Raw genomic sequence first — 22,700 nt, 5'->3', positions numbered from 1 at the left:
CCTACTGTCGGAACGCCTTGCCCGCCCGGCGCCGCACGACGAAGGCGGCGGCACGGTTGTAGACGAGCACCCAGACCACGCGCACCACAACCACGGCCAGGAACACCGCCGCCGCGACGCCGGCTGCCTGCCAGAACCGGTCGCCTTCCAGCCTGCCGATGATCGCCCTTGCCTGGAGGCCCATCAGAAGGAAGGCCAGGACGTTCAACAGGAAGACCACGGCCTCCCACACGGAATAGGAATGGACGCGGTCGCGGGGCGGGCCCTGTAGAACGGTGGCGGTTGCGCCGCGGCAGGGCGAAGCGTCCGAGCATGGCAGCCGCCGCCGCGGTCGTCAGGATGACCGCCACGGCGGCCAGGGCCAGCAATGGCGCCCAGTTGCGCCGGAGCACCGCGAGAGGCGTGTGATAGGGGCAACATCCACCAGGGCCGGCGCCACGAACAGCACCAGCGCCAATTGAGGCTCCAGCGTGATGTCGGGCGCCGGGATGTCGGGGATCAACGTGCTCTCGAACAACGCCATGTGCAACCGCGCCTTTCTGCCTGAAGCGGCTGGTTCAGCGACCAATGTTCCGCCGGAGCTTCCGGTATGACGCAGCCCAGCGCGGCCGGGCAATCGCAGCAAGGGTGATAGCGCTCGGCCACTTTTCAGCTTTCTAGAACGTTATGGTTCATTTTATCCCGATTTTCCTGAATAGAGGAGGCGCGTAGATCTCTGTCATCCCCGGCGCTGACGAAGAAGCCAAGCGCCGATCCGAAAATCCCGATCAACGAAGGATGACTGACATGACCATCTCCACCCCCACCGCTTCGGCCTCCTCCCTTCCGATGGCCTCGATCGCCGCCGATGCGGCTCCGCTGGCCGGCCGCGTCCTGCTGGCGGGCCTGTTCCTGGTCTCCGGCTATGGCAAACTCATCGCGCCGACGATGACCATCGGCTATATCCAGTCGGTCGGGCTGCCGGTGCCCGAACTGTCCTACATGATGGCGCTGCTGGTCGAACTGGTGGGCGGCCTGGCCCTGATCATCGGCTTCCAGACCCGGCTGGTGGCGCTCGCCATGGCGATCTTCACCGTGTTGACGGCGGTGACCTTCCACAACAACCTCACCGACCTCGACCAGTACTTCCACTTCTTCAAGAACATCTCGATCGCCGGCGGCCTGTTGCAGATTGTCGCCTTCGGCGGCGGCCGCTTCAGCCTGGATGCTCGCCGATAATGCCCGCAAAGCTATCCGACGGTGCGGAGGCGTCAAAACGCCTCCCCCGCCGGCCGGATGTCGTTCCGATCAGGGACCGACCGGCAGCGCGATGGCGTCGGCCGGCCCCCATTCCACCCGATAACGGCCGCCCGGGCGCACATGCTGGTGGTCGGCGTTGTTAGGAATTTTCGCGACCAGTCCGGCGGCCGGACCGTCTGCCAGATGCACGCGGATGTGGTCGCCCAGATAAATCAGGTCAGAGACATGGCCGAACAGGCCCCGCTCTCCCCCGGCCCCATCAGCCGCCTCTGCCGGCACCAACCGGACCCGCTCGGGCCGCAGCGACACGGTGACCAAAGCACCCGCTTCGAGACCGGGGGCAACACGGGCCTGCACCACCGGACCGCTTTCCAGCCGGACGGTCCCGCGGTCGCCCTGCCGGTCGGCCAGCACGCCGGACAGCCGGTTGTTCTCGCCGATGAAGCCGGCAACGAAGACGGTGGCCGGCTCCTCGTACAATTCCGCCGGCGTCGCCAGCTGTTCCACCCGGCCGCGGTTGAAGACGGCGATACGGTCGGACATGGTCAGCGCCTCCGCCTGATCATGCGTGACATAGACCATGGTCACGCCGAGACGCTCATGCAGATGCTTGATCTCGAACTGCATGTGCTCCCGCAGATTCTTGTCCAGCGCCCCCAGCGGTTCGTCCATCAGCACCAGATCCGGTTCGAACACCAGAGCCCGCGCCAGCGCCACCCGCTGCTGCTGCCCGCCGGAAAGCTGAGAGGGTCGACGCTGCGCCAGCGTGCCCATCTGCACCATGTCGAGCGCGCGGGCCACCCGCCGCTCCGTCTCCGCACGACCCATCCGCCGCACCTTCAGCGGATAGGCCAGATTCTCGGCGATGGTCATGTGGGGGAACAGCGCATAGTTCTGGAACACCATCCCGATGTTGCGGCGGTGCGGCGGCACATTCTGGATCGGCTTGCCGGCCACGCGGATTTCGCCGCGCGACGGCGCCTCGAACCCCGCCAGCATCATCAGGCTGGTGGTCTTGCCGGAACCGGACGGCCCCAGCATCGTCAGGAACTCCCCCTTCGGGATCGACAGGTCCAGCCCTTCGATCACCAGAGTGCGCCCGTCATAGCTCTTCTGGACGCCGGCGAACTCCACAAAGCCCTGATTTTCCATGATCATATCCTCCGGGATCAGGCGGCGTGGACGGGCGGGCGGCGGTCCCGCCAGGGGCGGGCGCGTTCCAGTTGGCCGGCAAGGCGGAACAGCGTCGCCTCGTCTCCGGCGCGACCGGTGAACTGGGAGCCGACCGGCAACCCTTCGGCGTTCCAGGACAGCGGGACGCTCATCGCCGGCAGGCCGGCCATGTTGGCGAAGGTGGTGAAAGCCAGGAACTGCATGAAGCGGTCCATGACCGCTTCCCCGCCATGCAGCTCCGCATCGAAATGGCCGAGCTTCGGCGGCGGCGAGCCCAGCGTCGGCGTCAGCCAGACATCGTAGCGTTCCAGGAAGCGCCCGAGGATGCGGGAGAAGCCGTGGAACCAGCCAAGATCCGTCACGTAATCCGCCGCCAGGATGCGGCTGCCGCGCTCGAATAGGTAGCGGTTGAAGGGCTCGACCTCTTCGATCAGCACGGCGGGGGAACGATTGGTGGCGCGGCCGATGCTCCACAGGCTGCGCGTCGCCGTCATCGACCAGAAGCGGCGATAGGCCGACTGGTAGTGCTCCGCATCGAAGACCGGGGCGGCGATTTCGACGTCATGCCCCAGCTCCGCGCAGAGGCGCGCGGTGTCGCGCACCGTCGCCACGCAATCCGGGTCGACGTCGGTGCCCAACAGCGACCGGTCGGTGACCGCGATGCGCAACCGTCCGGGCTCGCGGCCGACCTGCGACAGGAAGCTGTCTGCCGGCGGGGCGGCGCTGTAGGGATCGCCGGCCATCGGCCCGTGGGTGGCGTCGAGCAGCGCCGCGCTGTCGCGCACGGTCATCGTCACCACATGTTCGTTGACGATGCCGCCCAGGCTGTCTCCCAGATCGGGCCCCATGGTGATGCGGCCGCGCGTCGGCTTCAGCCCGAACAAGCCGCAGCAGGAGGCGGGAATGCGGATGGAACCAGCGCCGTCACCACCATGGGCCGCCGACACCATGCCGCCCGCAACAGCCGCCGCGGCACCGCCGCTCGACCCGCCGCTCGACCGGCTGGTATCCCAGGGGTTGCGGGTGGGGCCGAACAGCACCGGCTCCGTCGTGCCGAGCGTGCCGAACTCGCACAGGTTGGTCTTGCCCACCGTCAGCAGCCCGGCGCGGCGGTATCGCGCCATCAGTTCGCTGTCATGGTCGACGATGGCGCCGGCCAGAAGGCGGGAGGCGCCGGTGGTCGGCGTGCCGCTGACATGACAGTAGAGATCCTTGATCAGGAAGGGTACGCCGGCGAAGGGACCGGACGACGCCTCCCCCCTCTCCAGCACGGCGCGGGCCTGGTCGTAGAGCGGCAGGATCACGGCGTTCAGCACTGGGTTCACCGCCTCGATGCGGGTGATGGTGGCATCGAGCAGCTCGGCGGCGCTGAGCTCGCCATCGCGGATCAGACGGGCCTGATCGAGCAGATCGAGATAAGTCATGACGCGCCCCTCCTCAGGCGGCAAGGCTGTCGCGGGACAGCGCGTCAGCAACATCGTCCAGCGCAACGCGCAGCCGCTCGACCAGCGCGTCGATCTGGCCGGGTTCGATGACATAGGGCGGGCAGAGCGCGATATTGTCGCCCATGTTGCGGATGATCGCGCCATGGGCAAGGCAGCGCCGCTCCACCTGCGCGCCGACCCGCAGGGCAGGATCGAAATCGCGACCGGTCGCCGGGTCGGCGGTCAGGCCGATGCCGGCCAGCAATCCGACGCTGCGGATCTCGCCGACCAGCGGGTGCCCGGCCAGCGTCTCGGCCAGCGCGGCGCGCAGATGGGCGCCCAGCCGCCGGGCGCGGCCGACCACGTCGATCTCGTGATAGATGCGGATCGCCTCGGTCGCGACCGCCGCCGACACCGGGTGTCCGGAATAGGTAAAGCCGTGGCCGAAAACGCCGACCTCCGCGCTCTGGTCGGCAATCGCCTGATAGATGCGGTCGCTCAGCGCCACCGCGGCAATGGGGATGGCGCCCGACGACAGGCCCTTCGCCATCGACATCATGTCCGGCAGGAAGCCGAAGGTCTGGCTGCCGAACCAGTTGCCGGTGCGGCCGAACCCGCAGATCACCTCATCGGCCAGCAGCAGGATGTCATGGCGGGCCAGCACCGCCTGGATTTTGGGGAAATAGGTCTCCGGCGGCAGGATCACACCACCCGCCCCCATCACCGGTTCGGCGATCATCGCCGCGATGCTGTCGGCACCCTCCGCCTGGATCAGCGCCTCCAGTTCGGCGGCCAGCCGCGTCGCATACTCCTCCTGGCTTTCGCCCGGTTCGGCATAACGGGCATGGTTGGGACAGGCGGTGAAGACCACGCCCTGGTCTGGCAGGTTGAAGGCGCGGTGCATGTGCGGCAGGCCGCTAAGTGCCGCACCCATCACTGTGCTGCCGTGGAAGGCGCCGGTGCGGCTGATGATCTTGCGCTTCTCCGGCTGGCCGCGCGCGGCGTTGTGGTACCAGGCCAGCTTCACCATGGTATCGTTGGCTTCCGACCCCGAATTGGCAAAGAAGATCTTGCCTCCCTTGAGCGGCGAGATGGCCGATATCGCCTCGGCGAGCGCGACGCAGGCGTCGTTCGTGCGGTGGTTGAAGGTGTGGTAGGTCGCCAGCGTCCGCATCTGGCGGGCGGCGGCATCGGCCAGCCGCGCCTCGTCGAAGCCGAGCGACGCGCACCACAGCCCGGCCATCCCCTCGATATAGCGGCGGCCGGACTCGTCCACGACATGGACGCCGTCGCCCCGCACTAGGGCAAGCGGCCCGCGCTCCTCATGGGCGCGGGCATTGGTTTGCGAATGCAGATGCAGGTCGATGTCCAAGGCACGAAGGGCGTTGGTCATGGGATCGGCTCATCCTGATTACGGGAATTGAGTGAGGGGAGCGTCGATGGCGCTCAGACCGCGGACCTGACTGGAGGTTGGGGCGGAAGGAGCAGCAACGTCGCGCTTGCCATTCCCAACTTGTATCTTATAAGTTATAAGTTGTCGAGGGCAATTCGGCGCGCCTTCGCACCCCGCCGCTCACGTTCCAGCGCCGATCCGCTGACAGGAAGACCATGCCAACGACCGCCACCGCCGCACCGGCGCCCGATCCCATGGGCGCCGACCGAACCCTGATGCCTGCTCCTCTGACACCTGAAGCCATCGCCCATCTGGAGGAGCGCGCCCGGCATGTCCGGCTGGAGACGATCCGGCTGATCGCCATCGCCAAGGTCGGCCACTATTCCTCGACCTTCTCCTGCGCGGAGCTGTTCGCGACGCTCTACTACGACGCTATGCGCCTGCGTCACGGGGAGCCGCGCTGGCCCGACCGCGACCGCTTCCTGATGGGCAAGGGCCATGCCGCGGTCGGACTCTACCCGCTTTTGGCCGACTGGGGCTTCTTCCCGAAGGAGCTGCTGGACGGCTACACCCGGCTCGGCAATCCGCTGGGCGACCACCCTGACATGACCAAGGTGCCGGGGGTGGATTTCAGCTCCGGCTCCATCGGGCATGCGCTGTCCGCCGGCCTCGGCATGGTGATGGGCGGCCGGATGATGGGCCGGCGCTTCGACGTCTATGTCATGCTCGGCGACGGCGAGATGCAGGAGGGGCAGGTGTGGGAAGCGGCGATGGCCGCCGCCCACCAGAAGGCCGGCAACCTGATCGCCATCGTCGACCGCAACGGCTACCAGCTCGACGGCCAAGTGGACGAGGTGATGGGGATTGAGCCGCTGGCCGACAAATGGCGCGCCTTCGGCTGGGAGGTGCATGAGGTGGACGGCCACGACGTCGCCGCCCTCGCCACCCTGTTCCGCCGGCTGAAGCAGGACAAAGCCCGCGACAAACCGGTCTGCGTCATCGCCAGGACCCTGAAAGGCAAGGGCGTCGGCTACATGGAGCGGGAGGCCGGCTGGCACCTGGGATATCTGGCGCCGGAGGACGAGGCCGCCGCCATCGCCGAGATCATGGGACAGCCCACTGGCCTCGCCATCCTCCAGGGAGACGCCCGATGACCGCCGCCAATATTCTCGCAGGGCCGGCAAATCCCGGCAGCTGGCAGTACCGGCAGCTCAATGCCCGCGCGCCCGGCCTGTCCTACCTGTCGGACGCGCTGTCGGCGCTGGTGGAGGACGGCCACCTGGTGATGGCCGGGACCGCCGACCTGCAATATTCCAACGGCCTCGCCCGCTTCGCCGCTCGGCATCCCGACCGCTTCATCCAGTTCGGCATCTCGGAGCAGAACATGGTGTCGGCGGCGGCCGGCATCGCCACCACCGGCGTGATGCCCTTCGTGGCGACCTTCGCCTCCTTCCTCGGCCTGCTGTGCTGCGAGCAGATTCGCATGGACGTCGCCTATTCCGCCCTGCCGGTGCGGCTGATCGGGCATCATGCCGGGATCGCGCTCGGCTTCTACGGCACCTCGCACCATGCGACCGAGGATCTGGCGATCATGCGCTCCATCGCCGGGCTGACCGTTGTCAATCCGGCCGACGGGCCGCAGCTGGCCGCCGCGATCAAGGCATCGGCCGACCACCCGGAACCGATCTATTTCCGCATCGGCCGCGGGCAGGAGCCGAACGTCTATGAGGACCTCCCCGACTTCCGGTTCGGCAAAGCCATCGAGCATGAGACCGGCACCGACCTGACTATCATCGCCTGCGGCACTATGGTCCACCCCTCCCGCGAGGCGGTGCGGGCGCTGCGGGCGTCCGGCCTGTCGATCGGGCTGACCGACATGCATACGATCAAGCCGCTGGACCGTGACGCGGTGCTGGCGGCGGCCGAACGCTCCCGCATCATCCTGACGGTGGAGGAGCATAACATCCTCGGCGGGCTCGGCGGTGCCGTGGCGGAGGCGATGGCGGAGGCCGGCACCAAGGCGGTGCTGATCCGCCACGGCATCCGCGACGAATACAGCCTGGTCGCCCCACCAACGCACCTCTACCGCCACTACAAGCTCGACGCCGCCGGCATCGAGACGGTGGTCCGCGACATCCTAGCCTGACACCGGCTGGCCGGGACGGGCGCCCCCTGCCCGTCCCGGCAGCCCTGACGAGGACCAACCATGCCAATCGAGACCGACAACGCCGCGCTGACCGCGCGGGCGCGGGCCGTCATGCCGGGCGGGCTGCTCAGCCCCAGCCGGCGGCTGGCGCACCCCTATGTGTTCATGCGCGCGGCCGGGCCGTACCTGTACGATGCCGACGGCAACGAACATGTCGATTATCACTGCGGCTTCGGCGCCAACATGCTGGGCCACTGCGCCGCCGCCGTGCGCGACCGCGTGACCGCGGTGTCCGAGCGCATCGACCTGATCGGCGCCGGGGCGCTGGATCTGGAGATCGAAGCGTCGGAAACGCTGGTCCGCCTGATCCCCTGCGCCGACCGGGTGGCCTTCTGCAGCAGCGGGTCGGAGGCAACCTACCACGCGCTGCGGCTGGCCCGCGCCGCCACCGGTCGGCGGACCGTCATCAAGTTCCAGGGCGGCTATCACGGCTGGCACGACTACGTCGCCATGAACGTGCAGTCGCCCGCCGACCGGATCGGCCAGTACGACCCGGTTTGCGACGGCATCCTGCTCGACGCTGCCCGGCACACCATGGTCCTGCCCTACAACGACGCCCAGGCGTTCGAGGATTACCTGACCGCCCATCCGGGCGAGGTCGCCGCGGTGATCGTCGAGCCGATCGCCCACAACATGGGATCGGTGATCGCTCATGACGCCTTCCTGCGCGACCTGCGCCGGCTGACCGCCGACCATGGCACCGTGCTGATCTTCGACGAGGTCATCACCGGGTTCCGCCACGCGCTGGGCGGCTACCAGTCCATCTCCGGGGTGACGCCCGACCTCGCCACCTTCGGCAAGGCGGTGGCCTCCGGCCATCCAGTCGGCATCCTGGCCGGCCGTGCCGATCTGATGGAGCGGCTGGCACGGACCGGCGAGGGAGCGGTCTTCATGGGCGGCACCTTCAACGGCACACCGCCCTCGCTGGCGGCCCTGCTGGCCACCATCGGCGAACTGGAGCGGCCAGGCACCTATGAGCGGCTGTTCGCGCTGGGCGACCGCATGCGAAACGGCCTGTCCGCCATCGTGGAGCGGCTGGGGATTCCGGCGCAGCCGGCCGGCTACGGCTCAGTGTGGCTGCTCTATTTCTTCCAGGGCGCCTTCCAGCGCTACGAGGATCTGCTGCGCAACGACAACACCGCCGACCTCGCCTTCCGCCGGCGGCTGGTGGAGCAGCGGTTCATCTTCCAGCCCCTGCCGCTGAAGCGACTCTACCTGTCGACCGCCCATGACGAGGCGCTGATCGACCGCACGCTGGACGCCATCGCCGAGACGCTGCATGCGCTCCATCCGGCGATGCGGGTCGGCGCCTGACCTTTCTGTGTTATAGCTTATAGGACGGCAGGGACGACGCCGAGGCGCCATTCCTGCCGTTCGTCCGTGTGTGAGGAGATGACGTCGTGCGAATGCAGCCGATCGAACCGGGAAACCTGTCGGCGCGGTCCTACGTGGCGGTGCGCGAAGCACTGATCGCCGGGAGCTTCAAGCCGGGCCAGCGGCTGGTCATGCAGGAATTGGCGGACGAGCTGGGTACCAGCATCACGCCGGTGCGCGAGGCCTGCCTGCGGCTGGTCAGCGAACAGGGGCTGGAGTTGAGATCGGGCCGCTTCGTCTGCGTGCCGGGGCTCAGCCTGTCGCGCTATCTGGAAATCCGTACCATCCGCATCGCCCTGGAAGGTCTGGCGGCGGAACTCGGCGCCGCCCATGCCACGGCGGAGGACATCGCTCGCCTGACCGAAGCGCATGCCCGGTTCGACGCGGCGGAGCGCGCGCGCGACGTCACGGCGGCGCTGCAGCACAACCGCGACTTCCACTTCGCGGTCTACCGGCTGTCGGGGATGGAGATGCTGGTCGGCCAGATCGAAAGCCTGTGGGTGTCGATGGGTCCGATCCTGAACGTGTTCTACAACGAGGTCGAACACGACGATTACGCCGGCGCCGACGAACATCTGGCCCTGATCGCCGCACTCCGCGCCCATGACGGCCCCGCCGCGCGGGCCGCCATCGAACGCGACATCATCCGCGGCGGCGAGAGCCTGATCCCCTATCTGGAGAAGATCGGCCAATCCCTGACGCCGGCCTGACCGGCGCCGGGGGAACCCGTCACTCGTCCAGACCGCGCGGGGTGCGCATCCCGGCGGTCTCGCCGCCGTCGATGGTCAGGACGGTGCCGTTGACGTAGCTCGACCGCTCCGACAGCAGCCAGGCGACGGCATCGGCGACCTCCTCCGGCGCGCCGAAGCGGCCGGCGGGGATGCGCTGCTCCAGGCGGCGGCGCTTGATCTCCTGCGTCTTGATGCCCTGCATCATGCGGGTGTCGATCTGGCCCGGGCAGACGGCGTTGAAGCGGACCTCGTCGCCGAACTCCAGTGCCAGCGCCTGGGTCATGCCGATCACGGCCGCCTTCGATGCACAGTAGATCGCCAGCCCCTCTTCCCCGATCTTGCCGGCAACGGAGGCGACGTTCACCACCGCGCCGCGCGCCGCCCGCAGCCCCGGAAGGGCGAGGCGGGTGAACAGGAAGGCGCTGCGGGCGTTCACCGCCATCACCTGGTCCCAATCCTCCACCTGCGCTTCGGCGAAGGCAACGCGGCGCGACATGCCGGCATTGTTGACCAGCCCGTCGATGCAGCCGCCGCCGAGTTCCATTGCACGCGCGACCACACGGGCGCAGTCGTCGGGCGCGGCGACATCGCCGCTCTGGAAGACGGCGCCCGGACAGCGTCCGGCGAGGTCGGCGCCGGCCGCCTCGTCCCGGCCGGTGAAGAGGACGGCCCGCCCTTCGCCGGTCAGGCGCTCGACACAGGCGCGGCCGATGCCGTGCGTGCCGCCGGTAACGATGATCATGCTTTGCTCCCGGACTTTGAACCGGTCCCCCGCCCCAGCCGGGTCAAGAGAACCATGAAGACGATGGTGACGCCGACCAGCAGAGTCGACATCGCCAGGATGGAGGGATCAATGGTGTCGCGGATGCCGTCGAACATCTGGCGCGGCAAGGTCCGCTGCGCCGGCCCGCCGATGAACAGCGCCACCACAACCTCGTCAAAGGAAAAAATGAAGGCGAACAGGCCGCCGGACAGCACGCCCGGCAGGATCAGCGGCAGCGTCACGGTGAAGAAGGTCCGCACCGGCGAGGCGCCCAGGCTGTAGGCCGCGCGCACCAGGGTGGTATCGAAGTTGCGCAGCGTTGCCGTCACCGTGATGACGACGAAGGGCGCGCCCAGCGCCGCATGCGCCAGGATCAGCCCGAGATAGGACGCGGTCAGGCCGATCCGCGCGAACAGGAAATACATGGCGACGCCGCTGATGACGACCGGCACCACCATCGGCGCGATCAGCAGCCCGAGCAGGAAGGATCGCCCCGGCAGGTCGTTGCGCGCCAGCCCCAGCGCCGCCAGCGTGCCCAGCAGCGTGGCGAGCGCCATGGCGCCGGTGCCGACGATCAGGCTGTTGCGCAGCGCCGGCAGCCAGGGGCCGGAGGCCGCCAGCACCTTCTCGTACCATTGCAGCGACAGGCCGGGGATGGGGTAGGACAGGAAGCCGGCGGAGCTGAAGGAAATCGGGATGACCGTCAGGATCGGCCCCACCAGGAAGACCATCATCGCGCAGCAGAAGGCGTATTGGAGAACACGGGTCGGACTGGACATGGTTCGGCCTCTCTTCCGGAAGCGGGGACCTCACTGGATGCCGGCGATGCGGCCGACACCGATCAGGCGTCCGACCGTCGCATAGAGCAGCATGATGCAGGCCAGCAGGATCGCCCCCAGCGCCGAGGACAAACCCCAATTGATGGTGGTGTTCGCGTAGTAGGCGATGAAATAGCTGGTCATCTGGTCGCGAGCACCGCCGACCAGGCTGGGCGTGATGTAATAGCCGACGCCGATGATGAAGGTCATCAGGCACCCCGCCCCGACACCCGGCAGCGTCATCGGCAGATAGACCTTCAGGAAGCCGACCGCCGGATGGGCGCCAAGGGAAGCCGAGGCCCGCATGTAGGACGGCGAGATGCCCTTCATCACGCTGAGGATCGGCAGGATCATGAAGGGCAGCAGGATGTGCACCATCGCGACATAGAGGCCGAAGCGGTTGAACACCAGTTCCAGCGGCGCATCGACGATGCCAAGCCGGGTCAGCAGCCCGTTCAGCACGCCTTCCTTCTGCAACACGACGATCCAGGCGCTGGTCCGCACCAGCAGCGAGGTCCAGAAGGGCAGCAGCACGCAGACCATCAGGACCGACGCGAAGCCGCGTGGCAGGCTGACCAGCGCATGGGCAAGCGGGAAGCCCAGCACGAGGCACAGAAGCGTGGTGACGAAGCCGATCCACAGAGTGCGGCCCAGTGTGTCGATGTAGATGCGCTCCTCCGCCGGAGCCCGTGCGATCGAGCCGTTGTCGTCCATCCGCAGGTCGAGCGCGGTCAGCAGGTAATAGGGTGTCAGCGACGGGCTGGCCCGTCGCAGCGCCGCCCAGGTGGCGGTTTCGCTCCAGCGCGGATCGATGGCGGTCAGCTCCGCCGTCCAGCCCGCCCGCGGCCGGTCGATAGCGCGGATGGACCGCGCGGTCTTGGCCAGCAGCGCGCGGTAACCGGCGCGTTCGTAGTTCAGGCGCCGGCTCGCTTCGCCCAGGCGAGGATCGCCATAGGCGGCCTTCAGGTCGCGGGCCAGCGCGGCATAGGCGCTCTCCGGCGGCAGCCCCTCGCCGGTCCAGCCGCGCATCTCCGCGGCAACGCCGGGCAGCGCCTCGCCCACCTCGCCATTCTCCACCGCATGCACCAGCATGCCGCCCAGCGGCAGCACGAAGACCAGGGTGAGGAACAGGACGAGCGGCATGATCAGCAGGGCCGAGACCATCCGGGCCTTCGCGCGGGACGACAGGGACGGCGGTGCCAGCGCCGTGGCCCGGCCCATGGAATCAGTGGGGGTTTCAGTGGTGGTTGCCATGCGCGTCATCGCTCCTTCCCGCCGGTCATCGGGAGCGCCAATTGGCGAAGCGCGCTTCCAACGCCTCCCCATGGTCGGCCCAGAAGGCGGTGTCGAGCGGAACCGCCAGCGTGAAATTGGCAGGGCTCGTCGGCAGGTCGGCGGCCAGCTTCGGATCGACGGCAAGATTGGCTTTGCGGTTGGTCACGCCATAGGCGATGTGGCTGGGAAAGCGCGCCTGCACCTCCGGCCGGCTGGCGAAGGCGATGAAGCGCTCCGCCGTGGCGCGGTTCTTCGCCCCCTTCGGGATCGCCCAGTAATCGACGCCCAGCACCTGCCCGTCCCAGGCGAGCGCGAAGGACCGCCCTCCTTGGTTGGCTGCCGCCACCCGACCGTTGAAGGCGGCGGACATGACCACGTCACCGGAAGCCAGCCGCTCGATCGGTTCGGCGCCGGAGGTCCACCATAGGATGTCCGGCTTGAGCCTGTCGAGCGACGCGAAGGCACGCTCCACCCCGGCCGGGGTCGCCAATACCTTGTACACCTCCTCACGCGGCACACCATCGGCCAGCAGGGCGATCTCCAGCGTCATCTTGGCGGTCTGGCGCAGGCCGCGTTTTCCCGGCCAGCGCTGCACGTTCCAGAAATCGGCCCAGCCCTTCGGTCCGTCGGCGGTGCGGGCACGGTCATAGGTCATCACCATCGACCAGACGAAGGCGCCGACACCGCATTCGCTGTAGGCCTCGTCGATGAAATCCCTGCGGTCGCCGATCCCGGTCCAGTCGATCTTCTCGAACAGCCCCTCCTCGCAGCCGCTCAGCAGGCTGTTCTGTTCGACCTGCAGCACGTCCCAGCTGACGCTGCCGGTATCGACCATGGCGCGGACCTTCGCCATCTGACCCGAATAGGAATCCTCGGTCAGCTGCACCTTGTTGGCATTGGCAAAGGGTCGGAAGAACACCGCGCGTTCGGCGTCCTGCAGCACACCTCCGGCGCCGACGACGGTCAATTGCTCGGTTTGTGGGGATTGCGCCAGGGCCGGCACGGACAACAGCCCGGCGGCCAGCGCGCATCCGACGATGCGCGTCGCGTGAAGCATCATGTTTCTCACCTGTTCAGGAAACTGGTTGCGGTCGGCTCTGCATCCGGTCCGGTGAACCCGGATCTATTGGGCGACCCAGCGCTCGAAGCGCTGCTGCAACTCGTCTTCGTTGTTCACCCAGAAGGGCGTGTCGATCATCAGCGCGCCCGCCATGTTCTGCGGGGCGGTCGGCAGGTCCGGTTGGATTTTCGGATCGATCAGGGCGGAGGCGCGGTTGTTGGTGACGCCGTAGGGGATCGTCTCGGCAAAGCGCTTCTGCGCGTCGGCGCTGGTCATGAAGGCGATCAGTTCCCTGGCCGCCTTCAGCTTGTCGGTGCCCTTGGGGATCGTCCAGTAATCGGCGGAATAGAGCTGCTGCGTCCAGAGCATGGTGAAGGCCCGCCCATCCTTGTTGGCGGCGGCGACCCGCCCGTTGTAGGCAGAGGTCATGACCACATTGCCGGCAGCGAGCCATTCGACTGGCTGCGCGCCGCTGACCCACCAGCGGATATGCGGCTTGATCTGGTCCAGCTTGGCGAAGGCTCGGTCCACCCCGGCTTTGGTGCCCAGCGTCTCGTAGAGTTTGTCCGGGGCAACGCCGTCGGCCAGCAGGGCGATCTCCAGCGTCATGCGCGCCTGCTTGCGCAAGCCGCGCTCGCCCGGCCAACGCTTGATGTCCCAGAAATCGGCCCAGGATTTCACGCCGGGGGTCTTGGCCGGATCGAAGGCCAGCACCTTCGACCAGACGAACGCGCCGACACCGCAGGGCGCTTTGACCTGCGGAAGGATGTCGGCGGCGTTCGGCTGGCTTTTCCAGTCGAAGGGCTCGAGAAGCCCCTCGTCACAGGCCAGCGTCATCTCGTTCTCGTCCATTTGCAGGACGTCCCAGGTGACCGTCCGCGACTGGTTCATCGCCTTCAGCTTGGCAATGCCGCCGGTGTAGGACTCCTCAATCAGTGGCGCGCCGTATCGTTTGGAAAATGGCTCGAAATAGGCGGTCCGCATCGCGTCCTGCAACGATCCGCCAAAGCCGACGACGGTCAGGTCACGGGCATGCGACGCCCCGGACGCAATCAGCATGGCGAACACTATGGGCGCGTAAAGGCGACCTGCTCGTGTCGTCGTCATCCGATCCTCCTTGTCTGGAACACGGAAGGCCGGCGACGTCCCATCGCACCGGACCATCCGATGCGCCGATCTTATAAGTTATAAATTACCTGTCAAGACGGGCAATTTGGTCAATGCGGCGAGTGGCGGACTGCAGTGCTGACCGCCAGCAAGCCGGCGATCAGCACGAATTCGGCGCCCTTGACCGACGCGGCGAAGTCCGGCGGCAACAGCAGGATCGAAACATGCGCACCGATCAGCATGATGATCGCCAGCACGAGCGCGGTGCCGAGCGAGCGCAGCGCCAGAATGGTGGCACAGCCGATTGCGGTCAGAAACGAGCCAACGGCAGCGAAATGGAGGTCGGAATGGAGCGGGATCAGGTCCGATGCACCGCCGCCGAGTTGACCGGCGATCGACAGCAGGTGATTGCCGAGCCAGCCGAGAAGGCGCTGATTGCCCGATGGCATCATCAACAGGTCCAGCACCCCGCGAACGACGGAGCAACCAGCACTGTGCAGCTTGCAGGAAAGGCTCGTCAGAACATCGCCGGCGGCGACGCAGAGGGAGGTGGATTGGCTCATGATCCGCGTCCTTGGACCTTGGAGAGATCGGGATCAGGCCGGACGCGAACGGATTGCCGTGCCGGTCAATGCAAGGACGCTAAACGTTCTTACCTGAACGATAAACAAAGCATGTCGAAGAAATCCGTTGCGCAATCAAGAACAATCAACGGCGGTTCCTCATCCTGCCATCTGGCCTTCGAAGCGGGAAATCAGGAAGGATGCGGCCGGCCCCGGCGGGCTATCGGTGCGGTGGACTGCCTGCAGCCGATAGGGACCGCCCTTGCAGTCGGGCATGTCCAGCCGTACCAGCCGTCCGGTGTCCAGATCCTCCTGGATCATCGGCAGGGGCATGTTGCCCCAGCCGATCCCCTCGCGCAGCAGCATGTGCTTGGAGCCCAAATCGGCCAGCCGCCATGTGCGCGTGCCGATGACCGCGAACTCCCAGTCCTGCGTCAAGGTAGAGCGGTCGGTCAGCACCAACTGCACATGCTCGCGCCCTGCGCCGGGCGGATTGCGCCCGGCCAGCGCCAGCGGATGGGAGGGGGCGGCGACCGGCACCAGTTCGACGAAACCGACGCCGATCCGCTCAATACCGTCGATCTCCATGTCCAGCGGCCCGCTGATGCCGATCGTCGCCGCACGGTTGAGCACCATTTGGGTCACCGCACCCAGCGCTTCGACATGCAGACGGAACGTCACGGTCGGGTAGGTCTCCCGGAAGGCCTTCAACGCGTCGACCACCCGCCAAGCCGGCAGCATGACGTCGAGCACGAGATGCACCTCTGATTCCAGCCCCCCGATCAGGCCCTTCACCTTGGCGCGCAGGCTGCCCATGCCGTTGGCGATGGTCCGCGCCTCCGACAAAACGGCGCGGCCGGCGTCGGTCAGCTGTGGCCGCTTGGTGGTCTCGCGGTCGAACAGCGAGACACCCAACTGCATTTCCAGATTCGCAATGGAATAGCTGATGACGGAGGTCGCACGCCCCAACTTGCGCGCCGCCCCGGCAAAACTGCCAGTATCGACCACGGTCAGGAAAACGCGGAGTTGGTCGAAGGTCGGGGTGCCGGGATCTGACATTTCCAATTTCTCGAATGTTTTGGTCCATATTATCCCGGTTTTTCCGAAGCTCCAGCAACGTTAGCTTTCCCTCACCAGCCACGCCGGACCGCTCCTTCAGGGCAACCAACTCGGCGCCGCCTCTTCCCAAACCGGGAGTTCCCGTCATGACCGTCCGCCCCGCCGCCGGCATCGACCACATCCTGCTGCCTGCCGTCCGCGACATCGGCGACGGGTTCCAGGTCCGCCGCTCCCTGCCGTCGGCGATGCGCCGGTCGGTCGGCCCCTTCATCTTCCTGGACAGCTTCGGCCCAGTGACCTTCACCGCCGGCGAGGGCATGGACACCCGCCTCCACCCGCACATCGGCCTGTCGACCCTGAGCTATCTGATCGAGGGTGAGATCGTCCACCGCGACAGCGAAGGCTTCGTCCAGACCATCAAGCCGGGGGCGGTGAACCTGATGACCGCCGGGCGCGGCATCGTCCATTCCGAACGCACGGCCCCTGCCACCCGCCGCAGCGGGCACCGGCTGTTCGGTTTCCAGAGTTGGATCGCCCTTCCGGCGCAGCATGAGGAGACCGATCCAGGCTTCCAGCATGTGGCGGCCGACACGCTGCCACGCATTGAAGGCGAAGGCATCGACCTGCGCCTGATCGCCGGCTCCCTGCTTGGCCGGCGCGCGCCGACAAACGCCTTCTCCGACCTGTTCAACGCCGATGTTGTGCTACAGGCCGGTGCCCGGCTGCGCATTGACGCCGAGCACATCGAACGCGCCGCTTATGTCATCGACGGCGCGGTGGAGGTGGTGTCTGAAGACGGCCTCTTCCGCAAGGACCAGCTGATCATCTTCCAGCCGGGGGCGGAGATCGTGCTGCGTGCCGTCGGCCGTGCCCGACTGATGCTGCTGGGCGGCGAACCGCTGGACGGGCGGCGGCACATCCACTGGAATTTCGTGTCCAGCCGGCGCGAGCGCATCGAACAGGCCGCGTGCGACTGGCGCGAGGGCCGCTTTCCCGTCGTCCCCGGCGAAACCGGTTGGTCGTCGGCACCGGCACTTCGTCCGGACGGTCGGTTCGGTCTCGTGGTCTCACTGCTCGATTGCGGCGAACTCTTCACCGGCAAGGATCATGGCTTGCCGAATGGCGGGATAGCCGCTGTAGGGCAGCATGTTCAGAAGGATTTCGACAATCTCCTCCTTCCGAGCGCCGGCCTTGATCGCGGCCCGGATGTGGACGCGGAGTGGCGTGACGTCAGTCGCGGCGCCACGGGCTGCCAGGGCCGCACAGGCAGTCAGCTCCCGTGTTTTCGCGTCGATGCCAGGCCTATGAAAGATGTCTCCGTAGCAAAACTCGACGATCAAGCTTCCGATTTCAGGTGCGACATCGTCGAAGCTGTGCACCACCGCCTCACCGGACGCGCTCGACGTTGCCGCCAGCGCCGCCAAGCCGCGACTCCGGCGGAGTTGCCGGCTCTCGGACACCGCATCTTCCACCTCGGGAGCACGATGGGGTTCAGTCATGGTCGGATGTTGGACCAGCGGGTCCTCAAGCACCGCGCTCAAGAGAGTGAAGCCGTTAAGCGCCGCGGGGAAACCGGCATAGACGCTGAGCTGCATAATGGCTTCGGCAATGGACGCGAGGGCAACACCGCTAGTAACCGCAGCTCGGAGATGTAGCCGCAGCAACTCCGAACGGTTGCCCGTCGCACCTAGCATGCTGATGATCGCCAGATGCTTATCTTCTTTTGCCAGCCCGTCGCGCGCCATCACGTCACCGAAGACAAATTCCAGTGCCCAACGGGCGAGTTCGGCGGACATATGGGCGACACTGGCAGAGAACGTGGCAGGATCCGCTCCCATGAGGTCACGGAATGTGCCGAGGCCCCGCCGGTACCGGTCGGTCCCATCATCGTCGTCCGTTTTCCTCGGGCTGAAGGAAAGGCCTCGTTCCTTGAAGATGTCCCTCACGATGCCGATGGAGTCGATCGCAATGGGAAAGCCGAGCATGGCGGTCGAAAGGAACAGCAGCTCGACGAGGTCGTCCGGTGTTCCTCCGACATTCAGCAGGCCTTCCATATGAAATTTCAGTTGCGGCTGCAGGGATGCCTGCGCCATCAGGGCACTGATGGTGCAGATTTGACGCAGGCGCAGATCGAGTCCGGGACGGGACAGAACGTCGCCGTACGGGTATTCGACCGTGAACCGGGCCATGTCCTTCGACAGCCTGCTCAGCCGGTTGATCGGCCCATCGAAATCGACGCCGCCGATGCGTTGCAGAAGGAGCATGCCGCGCCTGAAACGCTCCGCCGGGTCCTGGCTGGATTCTGTCTCGTGGGAACTCGCATGTTCGGTCATTGGCATTCTCGCTTTCCCTTCCCGTCCAGCGGGGCATTATCCACTGCGATGGAAAGAAAGCTGATCGCGCCAATCCGATCCGACAATCGATCGGAAACCGCATAGGGCTTTCAGCGCAGCCGAATAATCGCTCTTCGCCCGAATTGCTGCCCCGGCTTCTCTACAGTCGGCCTCATCTAGGCTCGACGGCTTTGGCCTTGATAAAGTCGATGAAGGCACGCAGCGCCGGCGCCATTTGCCGTTGCTGCGGGTAGCAAAGATAGAAGCCGGGGAACGGGGCCGACCACTCCTCCAACAGCGGGACGAGCAAGCCCTTTGCGATCAGGGGCCGCAGCACATGCTCCATCCAGAACGCGATGCCGATGCCGTTCACGGCGGCGTCGATCGTCATGCTCTGCTCACTCAACACCAGGGGCCCCTTCACGTCCACCTCGAACCAGGCACCGTCGGCGAAGAATTCCCAGTTGTAGGGGGTGGTTCGCCCCGGCCAGCGCCAGCGGATGCATGCGTGCGACAGCAAATCTTTCGGCGTCTCCGGCCGGCCGTGACGGGCAATGTAGGCGGGGGAAGCAACAGCGATCTGCCGGACGTCGGTGCCCAGCCGCAGGGCTACCATGTCCTTCTCGATCACCTCCCCAAGCGTGAAGCCAACGTCGAAGCCGGACGCCACCAAGTCGACCACCGCGTCGTCCACCAGCACGTCAAGGGTGACATCCGGGTAGGCTTCACGGAAAGTCGCAAGATTCGGCCCGACATAAGCGCTGAAGGCCGCGCGCAGGCAGCGCACGCGCACCACCCCAGCCGGCCGCGCGCGCAGTTGCCCAACGTCGTCCAGCGCCGCGTCCAGTTCCGCCAGCGCTGGGCGGACGCGCAGCAGAAGCCGTTCGCCCGCGTCTGTCAGGGAAACGCTGCGCGTCGTCCGGTGCAGCAGGCGCACGCCCAACCGCTCCTCGAAGTTGCGGATGATCTGGCTGAGCGAGGACGGCGACAGGTTCAGTTGCTCTGCCGCCTTGGAAAAACTGCCCTGCTCGGCCACTGCGACGAAGGCGCGAAGGTCTGTGTTCCCGCTGGCCCGCATTCAAGAATTTCCCCTGGATGCCGCTGATTCTATTGCCAAACCTAAACACCCTTTTCGGCATTCGGTCGATTAACCCACCAGCTTGGTCCCGCTAGCTTTTCGGACAACGCCGGCCCGATCGCCGGCGCATTCCAACCGCAAGAGAGTTCCGATCATGACCAACATTGATCCGACCGTAAACGAAGTTGAAGGCAAGGTCGTCATCGTGACGGGAGCCGCGAGCGGCATCGGGCGGGCCATCGCCGAACTCCTGCACACCCGCGGCGCCAAGGTGGTCGCCGAGGACATCGACCCGACGGTTCAGGAGATGGCCCGCGATGGCCTCGTCCCGTTCGTCGCCGACGTTACCCGGGACGGCAGTGCCGAGCGGGCGGTCGGCATCGCCACGGAAGCCTTCGGCCGGCTTGACGTGCTCGTCAACAACGCCGGACGCATTCTGTACAAGCCGCTGGTCGAGATGACGCGCGAGGATTGGAACTGGCAGATGGAAACCAACCTCACCGGTGCCTTTCTGCACTCGCGCGAGGCGATGAAGGCCATGATGCCAAACAAGGCGGGCGCCATCATCAACATCGCCTCCTACGCCTCCTACTTCGCGTTTCCCGGCATTTCGGCCTACACGGCCTCCAAAGGCGCTCTGGCACAGCTGACCCGGACGCAGGCGCTGGAAGCCATCGAGCATGGCATCCGCGTGAACGCCATCGGGGTCGGCGATGTCGTCACCAACCTGCTGAACCACTTCATGGAGGATGGCCGCGGCTTCCTCGCGGAGCATGGCAGAAAAGCCCCGATTGGCCGTGCCGCCGATCCGCTGGAAATTGCCGAAATCGTCGCCTTCCTCGCCTCGGACCGCGCGAGCTTCATCGTCGGGTCGGTCGTGATGGCCGACGGTGGCATGAGCGTGCCGGTGGGCTGACGACCGACCTCAACCCGGTTCCGCTTTTGAACGGAGACGATTGGACACACACGTGCCGATGACGGTGGCGTTCTTCGTCACCGCTCCTGGAGAACGCGAGGCGCCGTGGCCTCGGATGGCGGGCCTCAGGTCCGTCATCCGCATCACCTCACGTCCGCCGGCGAAACAACTCTTTTCGGGAGTTTGCGCATGCAGTCCATACCGCTCGACAGGGCCAACCGATTTCTCGAGCCCGGCCCGATTGTCCTGGTCACCACCATCGACGGTGGCAAGCCGAACATCATGACCATGGGTTTCCACATGATGGTGCAGCACGATCCACCGCTTGTCGGCTGCGTCATCGGTCCTTGGGACCACAGCTACAGTGCGCTGCGCAACAGCGGCGAATGCGTCATCGCCATTCCAACCGTCGATCTCGCCCGCACCGTTGTCGACATCGGCAACTGCTCCGGTGCTACCGTCGACAAGTTCCAGGCCTTCGGGCTGACGCCACTGCCGGCGCGCACTGTGTCGCCCCCGCTGATCGGCGAGTGCCTCGCCAATCTCGAATGCCGCGTCTCCGACATCCGGCTGGTCGAGACCCACAACCTGTTCATTCTCGAGGTGGTCGCCATCTCAACCGATCCCGAACGCCTGGAGCGGCGGACGCTGCACCACCGGGGGGACGGAAGCTTCGTGATCGGCGGCAAAACCGTCGACCTGCGCGACCGCATGGTGAAGTGGCGGCACCTGCAAGACTAAATCCCAAACCCCGGTGGTTTAGCGCCAGTTCCAATAAGGGCTCTGTCGCAGATTTGATGGTGCGGACCTCATCCAGGGCCGATGACGCGCGCCTGAAGGATGTCGAGTTTGCCGCGGCCATACATCTGCCGCTTCACCAGCTTGAGCTTGATGATCTGCCCCTCGGTCTGGCCGTTGGACCACGGCAGAGTGATTGCCGCGATGACGGCGTTCCGGTCCTTGGCCATCCCATTGGCGAAGGATGCCACCAAACTTGCCTTGGCCCGCTGCAGCCAGGGCTCAAGTTCCTCGGCACTTTTCTTCCGGATCATCGACTGGAACGCCGCAACGATTTAGCGGAGCGCACCGTGATCTGAACTGCAGGGCCGCTGTCCGTTGTCTCGACGATCACGAAGCCGGGTGGTACGCATCCCGTATAGCGAAGCGACTGAGCCATGATGCTGATCCTGCTGACGAAGCCAGAACGGACAACGATCCAGTACCATCAAATCTGCGACAGAGCCCTTATTCCATGCCGATTCACCCCTTTCCTTCGAAAACGTTGTCCACACATAGCCGGACGGCCCTTGGATCGCCCAGCCGGCCGGCCGCACCATGAAAGGCCGATGCCTCGCGTCGCATTCGGGCAAAGATGCGAGGGGAAAATCCCCTAATTGTCTCGGCGGCAGGCAAAGCTCCATATGGAAATGAGCCTTCGCTAGTGAAAAGTAAAATGAACGTCAATATCTTGACGCTCCTGTCCGCTGACATGAAGGTGAGGGCTTGAGGTTCTGCCATTGCCGGAGAGTATCAGTTCGCGGTCTATTGCGTCGGTTCGTCAGCCAACAGGCTGTCTGCCATGGCCCATAGCACGTCGGGATGTCGCGCCATGGCACGCCGGTGTTCAATTTCCAGAACAGCCCGTTGACCACGTCGCGGTGATTGCGCCATCGCCCGCCGGGGCCGCCATCAGACGTCATCAACTCGGATACCAGCGCCCACTGGGCGTCGGACAGCTCATGACGGCGCATCGCGGTCACTCCGGCCGGAGGGGACTACCGTCTCCAACAGGTTCCGCTCGCCGATCCGTCAGACACTACCTAGCTCATCCATATCCTCGGCTCACCGAAGATGGAGGTCGGGACGCTTTCAACCTCCAGCCCCTTCAAGGCCAGCGCGATCCGCACACAGGCGACAGCCGACGAGATCCGGTCTTCGAACAGCTTCATTTCTTTGTCCTCACGGTTGGGGGGTGGTCACCGCCGTTGACGCTTCGGCAGGCCGGTGCGGAAAGGGTGCGACAGAGGAAGGAAGGGGCTGCGGTCGCCAGAGCAGCGCCAGGATGGAGGGCGCCTCTCGGGGGTCGTCGTCCCAGGCGCAGGGGGCGGCAGCGAGCCCGATGGCCGCCACCGCAAGAAGGACACGCATGGTGCTGTCTCCTACAGTGAATCCATGATAATGATTATGA

23 protein-coding genes and 2 pseudogenes are annotated in these 22,700 nt (G+C 66.1%); 8 read left to right on the top strand and 17 right to left on the bottom strand.

The annotated features are described in order from the left end of the window. Position 1: 1 nt before the first annotated feature. Complete coding sequence (locus J2848_RS12880) at positions 2 to 220, bottom strand: hypothetical protein (RefSeq protein WP_149231404.1); 219 nt, start codon at positions 218 to 220, stop codon at positions 2 to 4. 566 nt (positions 221 to 786) lie between these two features. Between J2848_RS12880 and J2848_RS12875 the strand changes: the two genes are divergently transcribed. Next, positions 787 to 1,218 carry a DoxX family protein gene (locus tag J2848_RS12875; protein ID WP_149231403.1) on the top strand — a complete coding sequence of 144 codons (432 nt, stop codon included), beginning with the start codon at positions 787 to 789 and terminating at the stop codon, positions 1,216 to 1,218. Between the two features lie 69 nt (positions 1,219 to 1,287). Here the strand turns inward: J2848_RS12875 and J2848_RS12870 are convergent, their stop codons facing one another. Genes J2848_RS12870 through J2848_RS12860 form a run of 3 tightly spaced genes read right to left on the bottom strand, consistent with a single transcriptional unit; the run spans position 1,288 to position 5,229 of the window. Beyond that, positions 1,288 to 2,391 (bottom strand): ABC transporter ATP-binding protein, encoded by a 1,104-nt coding sequence (locus tag J2848_RS12870; protein ID WP_149231402.1) that lies wholly within the window; start codon positions 2,389 to 2,391, stop codon positions 1,288 to 1,290. Positions 2,392 to 2,408: 17 nt separating this feature from the next. Continuing rightward, a complete protein-coding gene (locus J2848_RS12865; protein WP_149231401.1) occupies positions 2,409 to 3,836 on the bottom strand; it encodes an amidase in 1,428 nt (475 codons plus the stop codon). A gap of 13 nt (positions 3,837 to 3,849) precedes the next feature. Then, positions 3,850 to 5,229, bottom strand: coding sequence for an aminotransferase (locus J2848_RS12860; protein ID WP_149231400.1), 1,380 nt, complete (start codon positions 5,227 to 5,229; stop codon positions 3,850 to 3,852). 215 nt (positions 5,230 to 5,444) lie between these two features. Between J2848_RS12860 and J2848_RS12855 the strand changes: the two genes are divergently transcribed. The 4 genes from J2848_RS12855 to J2848_RS12840 all read left to right on the top strand — a co-directional run bounded on the left by J2848_RS12855 (position 5,445) and on the right by J2848_RS12840 (position 9,519). Further along, the gene (locus J2848_RS12855; protein ID WP_211103108.1) at positions 5,445 to 6,383 is read left to right on the top strand and encodes a transketolase; all 939 of its coding nucleotides are present in this window, start codon (positions 5,445 to 5,447) and stop codon (positions 6,381 to 6,383) included. After that, a complete protein-coding gene (locus tag J2848_RS12850; protein WP_149231399.1) occupies positions 6,380 to 7,375 on the top strand; it encodes a transketolase family protein in 996 nt (331 codons plus the stop codon). The genes J2848_RS12855 and J2848_RS12850 overlap by 4 nt, the downstream gene beginning before the upstream one ends. Before the next feature lie 60 nt (positions 7,376 to 7,435). Continuing rightward, entirely contained in the window at positions 7,436 to 8,749 is a 1,314-nt protein-coding gene (locus J2848_RS12845) for an aspartate aminotransferase family protein (protein WP_211103107.1), read from the top strand. A gap of 92 nt (positions 8,750 to 8,841) precedes the next feature. Then, on the top strand, positions 8,842 to 9,519 hold the full coding sequence (locus J2848_RS12840) for a GntR family transcriptional regulator (RefSeq protein ID WP_253568648.1): 678 nt from the start codon (positions 8,842 to 8,844) through the stop codon (positions 9,517 to 9,519). 19 nt (positions 9,520 to 9,538) lie between these two features. Here J2848_RS12840 and J2848_RS12835 read toward each other — a convergent pair whose 3' ends face one another. The 7 genes from J2848_RS12835 to J2848_RS12805 form a co-directional block, all read right to left on the bottom strand. Further along, positions 9,539 to 10,282, bottom strand: a complete 744-nt coding sequence (locus tag J2848_RS12835; RefSeq protein ID WP_149231397.1) for an SDR family NAD(P)-dependent oxidoreductase — start codon at positions 10,280 to 10,282, stop codon at positions 9,539 to 9,541. Then, on the bottom strand, positions 10,279 to 11,082 hold the full coding sequence (locus J2848_RS12830; protein WP_149231396.1) for an ABC transporter permease: 804 nt from the start codon (positions 11,080 to 11,082) through the stop codon (positions 10,279 to 10,281). Before J2848_RS12830 ends, J2848_RS12835 begins: the two co-directional genes overlap by 4 nt. A 30-nt stretch (positions 11,083 to 11,112) precedes the next feature. Further along, positions 11,113 to 12,375 (bottom strand): ABC transporter permease, encoded by a 1,263-nt coding sequence (locus tag J2848_RS12825; RefSeq protein WP_246193852.1) that lies wholly within the window; start codon positions 12,373 to 12,375, stop codon positions 11,113 to 11,115. 25 nt (positions 12,376 to 12,400) lie between these two features. Beyond that, positions 12,401 to 13,456, bottom strand: coding sequence for an ABC transporter substrate-binding protein (locus tag J2848_RS12820; protein ID WP_246193851.1), 1,056 nt, complete (start codon positions 13,454 to 13,456; stop codon positions 12,401 to 12,403). 63 nt (positions 13,457 to 13,519) lie between these two features. Further along, complete coding sequence (locus tag J2848_RS12815; protein ID WP_149231395.1) at positions 13,520 to 14,563, bottom strand: polyamine ABC transporter substrate-binding protein; 1,044 nt, start codon at positions 14,561 to 14,563, stop codon at positions 13,520 to 13,522. Positions 14,564 to 14,673: 110 nt separating this feature from the next. After that, positions 14,674 to 15,126 (bottom strand): hypothetical protein, encoded by a 453-nt coding sequence (locus J2848_RS12810; RefSeq protein ID WP_149231394.1) that lies wholly within the window; start codon positions 15,124 to 15,126, stop codon positions 14,674 to 14,676. A 159-nt stretch (positions 15,127 to 15,285) separates the two neighbouring features. Further along, entirely contained in the window at positions 15,286 to 16,185 is a 900-nt protein-coding gene (locus tag J2848_RS12805) for a LysR family transcriptional regulator (protein ID WP_149231393.1), read from the bottom strand. A gap of 14 nt (positions 16,186 to 16,199) precedes the next feature. On the opposite strand from J2848_RS12805, the pseudogene J2848_RS36125 reads away from it, so the two are divergent. After that, positions 16,200 to 17,165, top strand: a pseudogene (locus J2848_RS36125) (pirin family protein); the annotation flags it as partial. Between the two features lie 87 nt (positions 17,166 to 17,252). Here J2848_RS36125 and J2848_RS36120 read toward each other — a convergent pair. Together J2848_RS36120 and J2848_RS12790 are read right to left on the bottom strand one after the other, a co-directional pair. Next, positions 17,253 to 18,374, bottom strand: coding sequence for a carboxymuconolactone decarboxylase family protein (locus J2848_RS36120; protein WP_366520483.1), 1,122 nt, complete (start codon positions 18,372 to 18,374; stop codon positions 17,253 to 17,255). A 316-nt stretch (positions 18,375 to 18,690) separates the two neighbouring features. Next, positions 18,691 to 19,596 (bottom strand): LysR family transcriptional regulator, encoded by a 906-nt coding sequence (locus tag J2848_RS12790; RefSeq protein WP_149231392.1) that lies wholly within the window; start codon positions 19,594 to 19,596, stop codon positions 18,691 to 18,693. Positions 19,597 to 19,750: 154 nt separating this feature from the next. On the opposite strand from J2848_RS12790, the gene J2848_RS12785 reads away from it, so the two are divergent. Next, positions 19,751 to 20,512 (top strand): SDR family NAD(P)-dependent oxidoreductase, encoded by a 762-nt coding sequence (locus J2848_RS12785; protein ID WP_149231391.1) that lies wholly within the window; start codon positions 19,751 to 19,753, stop codon positions 20,510 to 20,512. A gap of 189 nt (positions 20,513 to 20,701) precedes the next feature. Continuing rightward, on the top strand, positions 20,702 to 21,253 hold the full coding sequence (locus J2848_RS12780; protein ID WP_149231390.1) for a flavin reductase family protein: 552 nt from the start codon (positions 20,702 to 20,704) through the stop codon (positions 21,251 to 21,253). 68 nt (positions 21,254 to 21,321) lie between these two features. Here J2848_RS12780 and J2848_RS12775 read toward each other — a convergent pair. The 4 genes and pseudogenes from J2848_RS12775 to J2848_RS12770 form a co-directional block, all read right to left on the bottom strand. Beyond that, a pseudogene (locus J2848_RS12775) lies at positions 21,322 to 21,585 on the bottom strand (transposase); the annotation flags it as partial. A gap of 387 nt (positions 21,586 to 21,972) precedes the next feature. Beyond that, complete coding sequence (locus J2848_RS36115; protein WP_149231389.1) at positions 21,973 to 22,263, bottom strand: transposase; 291 nt, start codon at positions 22,261 to 22,263, stop codon at positions 21,973 to 21,975. Between the two features lie 69 nt (positions 22,264 to 22,332). Continuing rightward, entirely contained in the window at positions 22,333 to 22,461 is a 129-nt protein-coding gene (locus tag J2848_RS35905; protein WP_281288568.1) for a thioredoxin domain-containing protein, read from the bottom strand. A gap of 10 nt (positions 22,462 to 22,471) precedes the next feature. Continuing rightward, a complete protein-coding gene (locus J2848_RS12770) occupies positions 22,472 to 22,660 on the bottom strand; it encodes a hypothetical protein (RefSeq protein WP_170307030.1) in 189 nt (62 codons plus the stop codon). Between the last annotated feature and the right edge of the window lie 40 nt (positions 22,661 to 22,700).

It is taken from the genome of Azospirillum lipoferum, from assembly GCF_024170005.1.
In the GTDB taxonomy this organism is placed as follows: Bacteria; Pseudomonadota; Alphaproteobacteria; order Azospirillales; family Azospirillaceae; genus Azospirillum; species Azospirillum lipoferum.
This window is presented reverse-complemented; position numbering and strand designations above follow the sequence as displayed.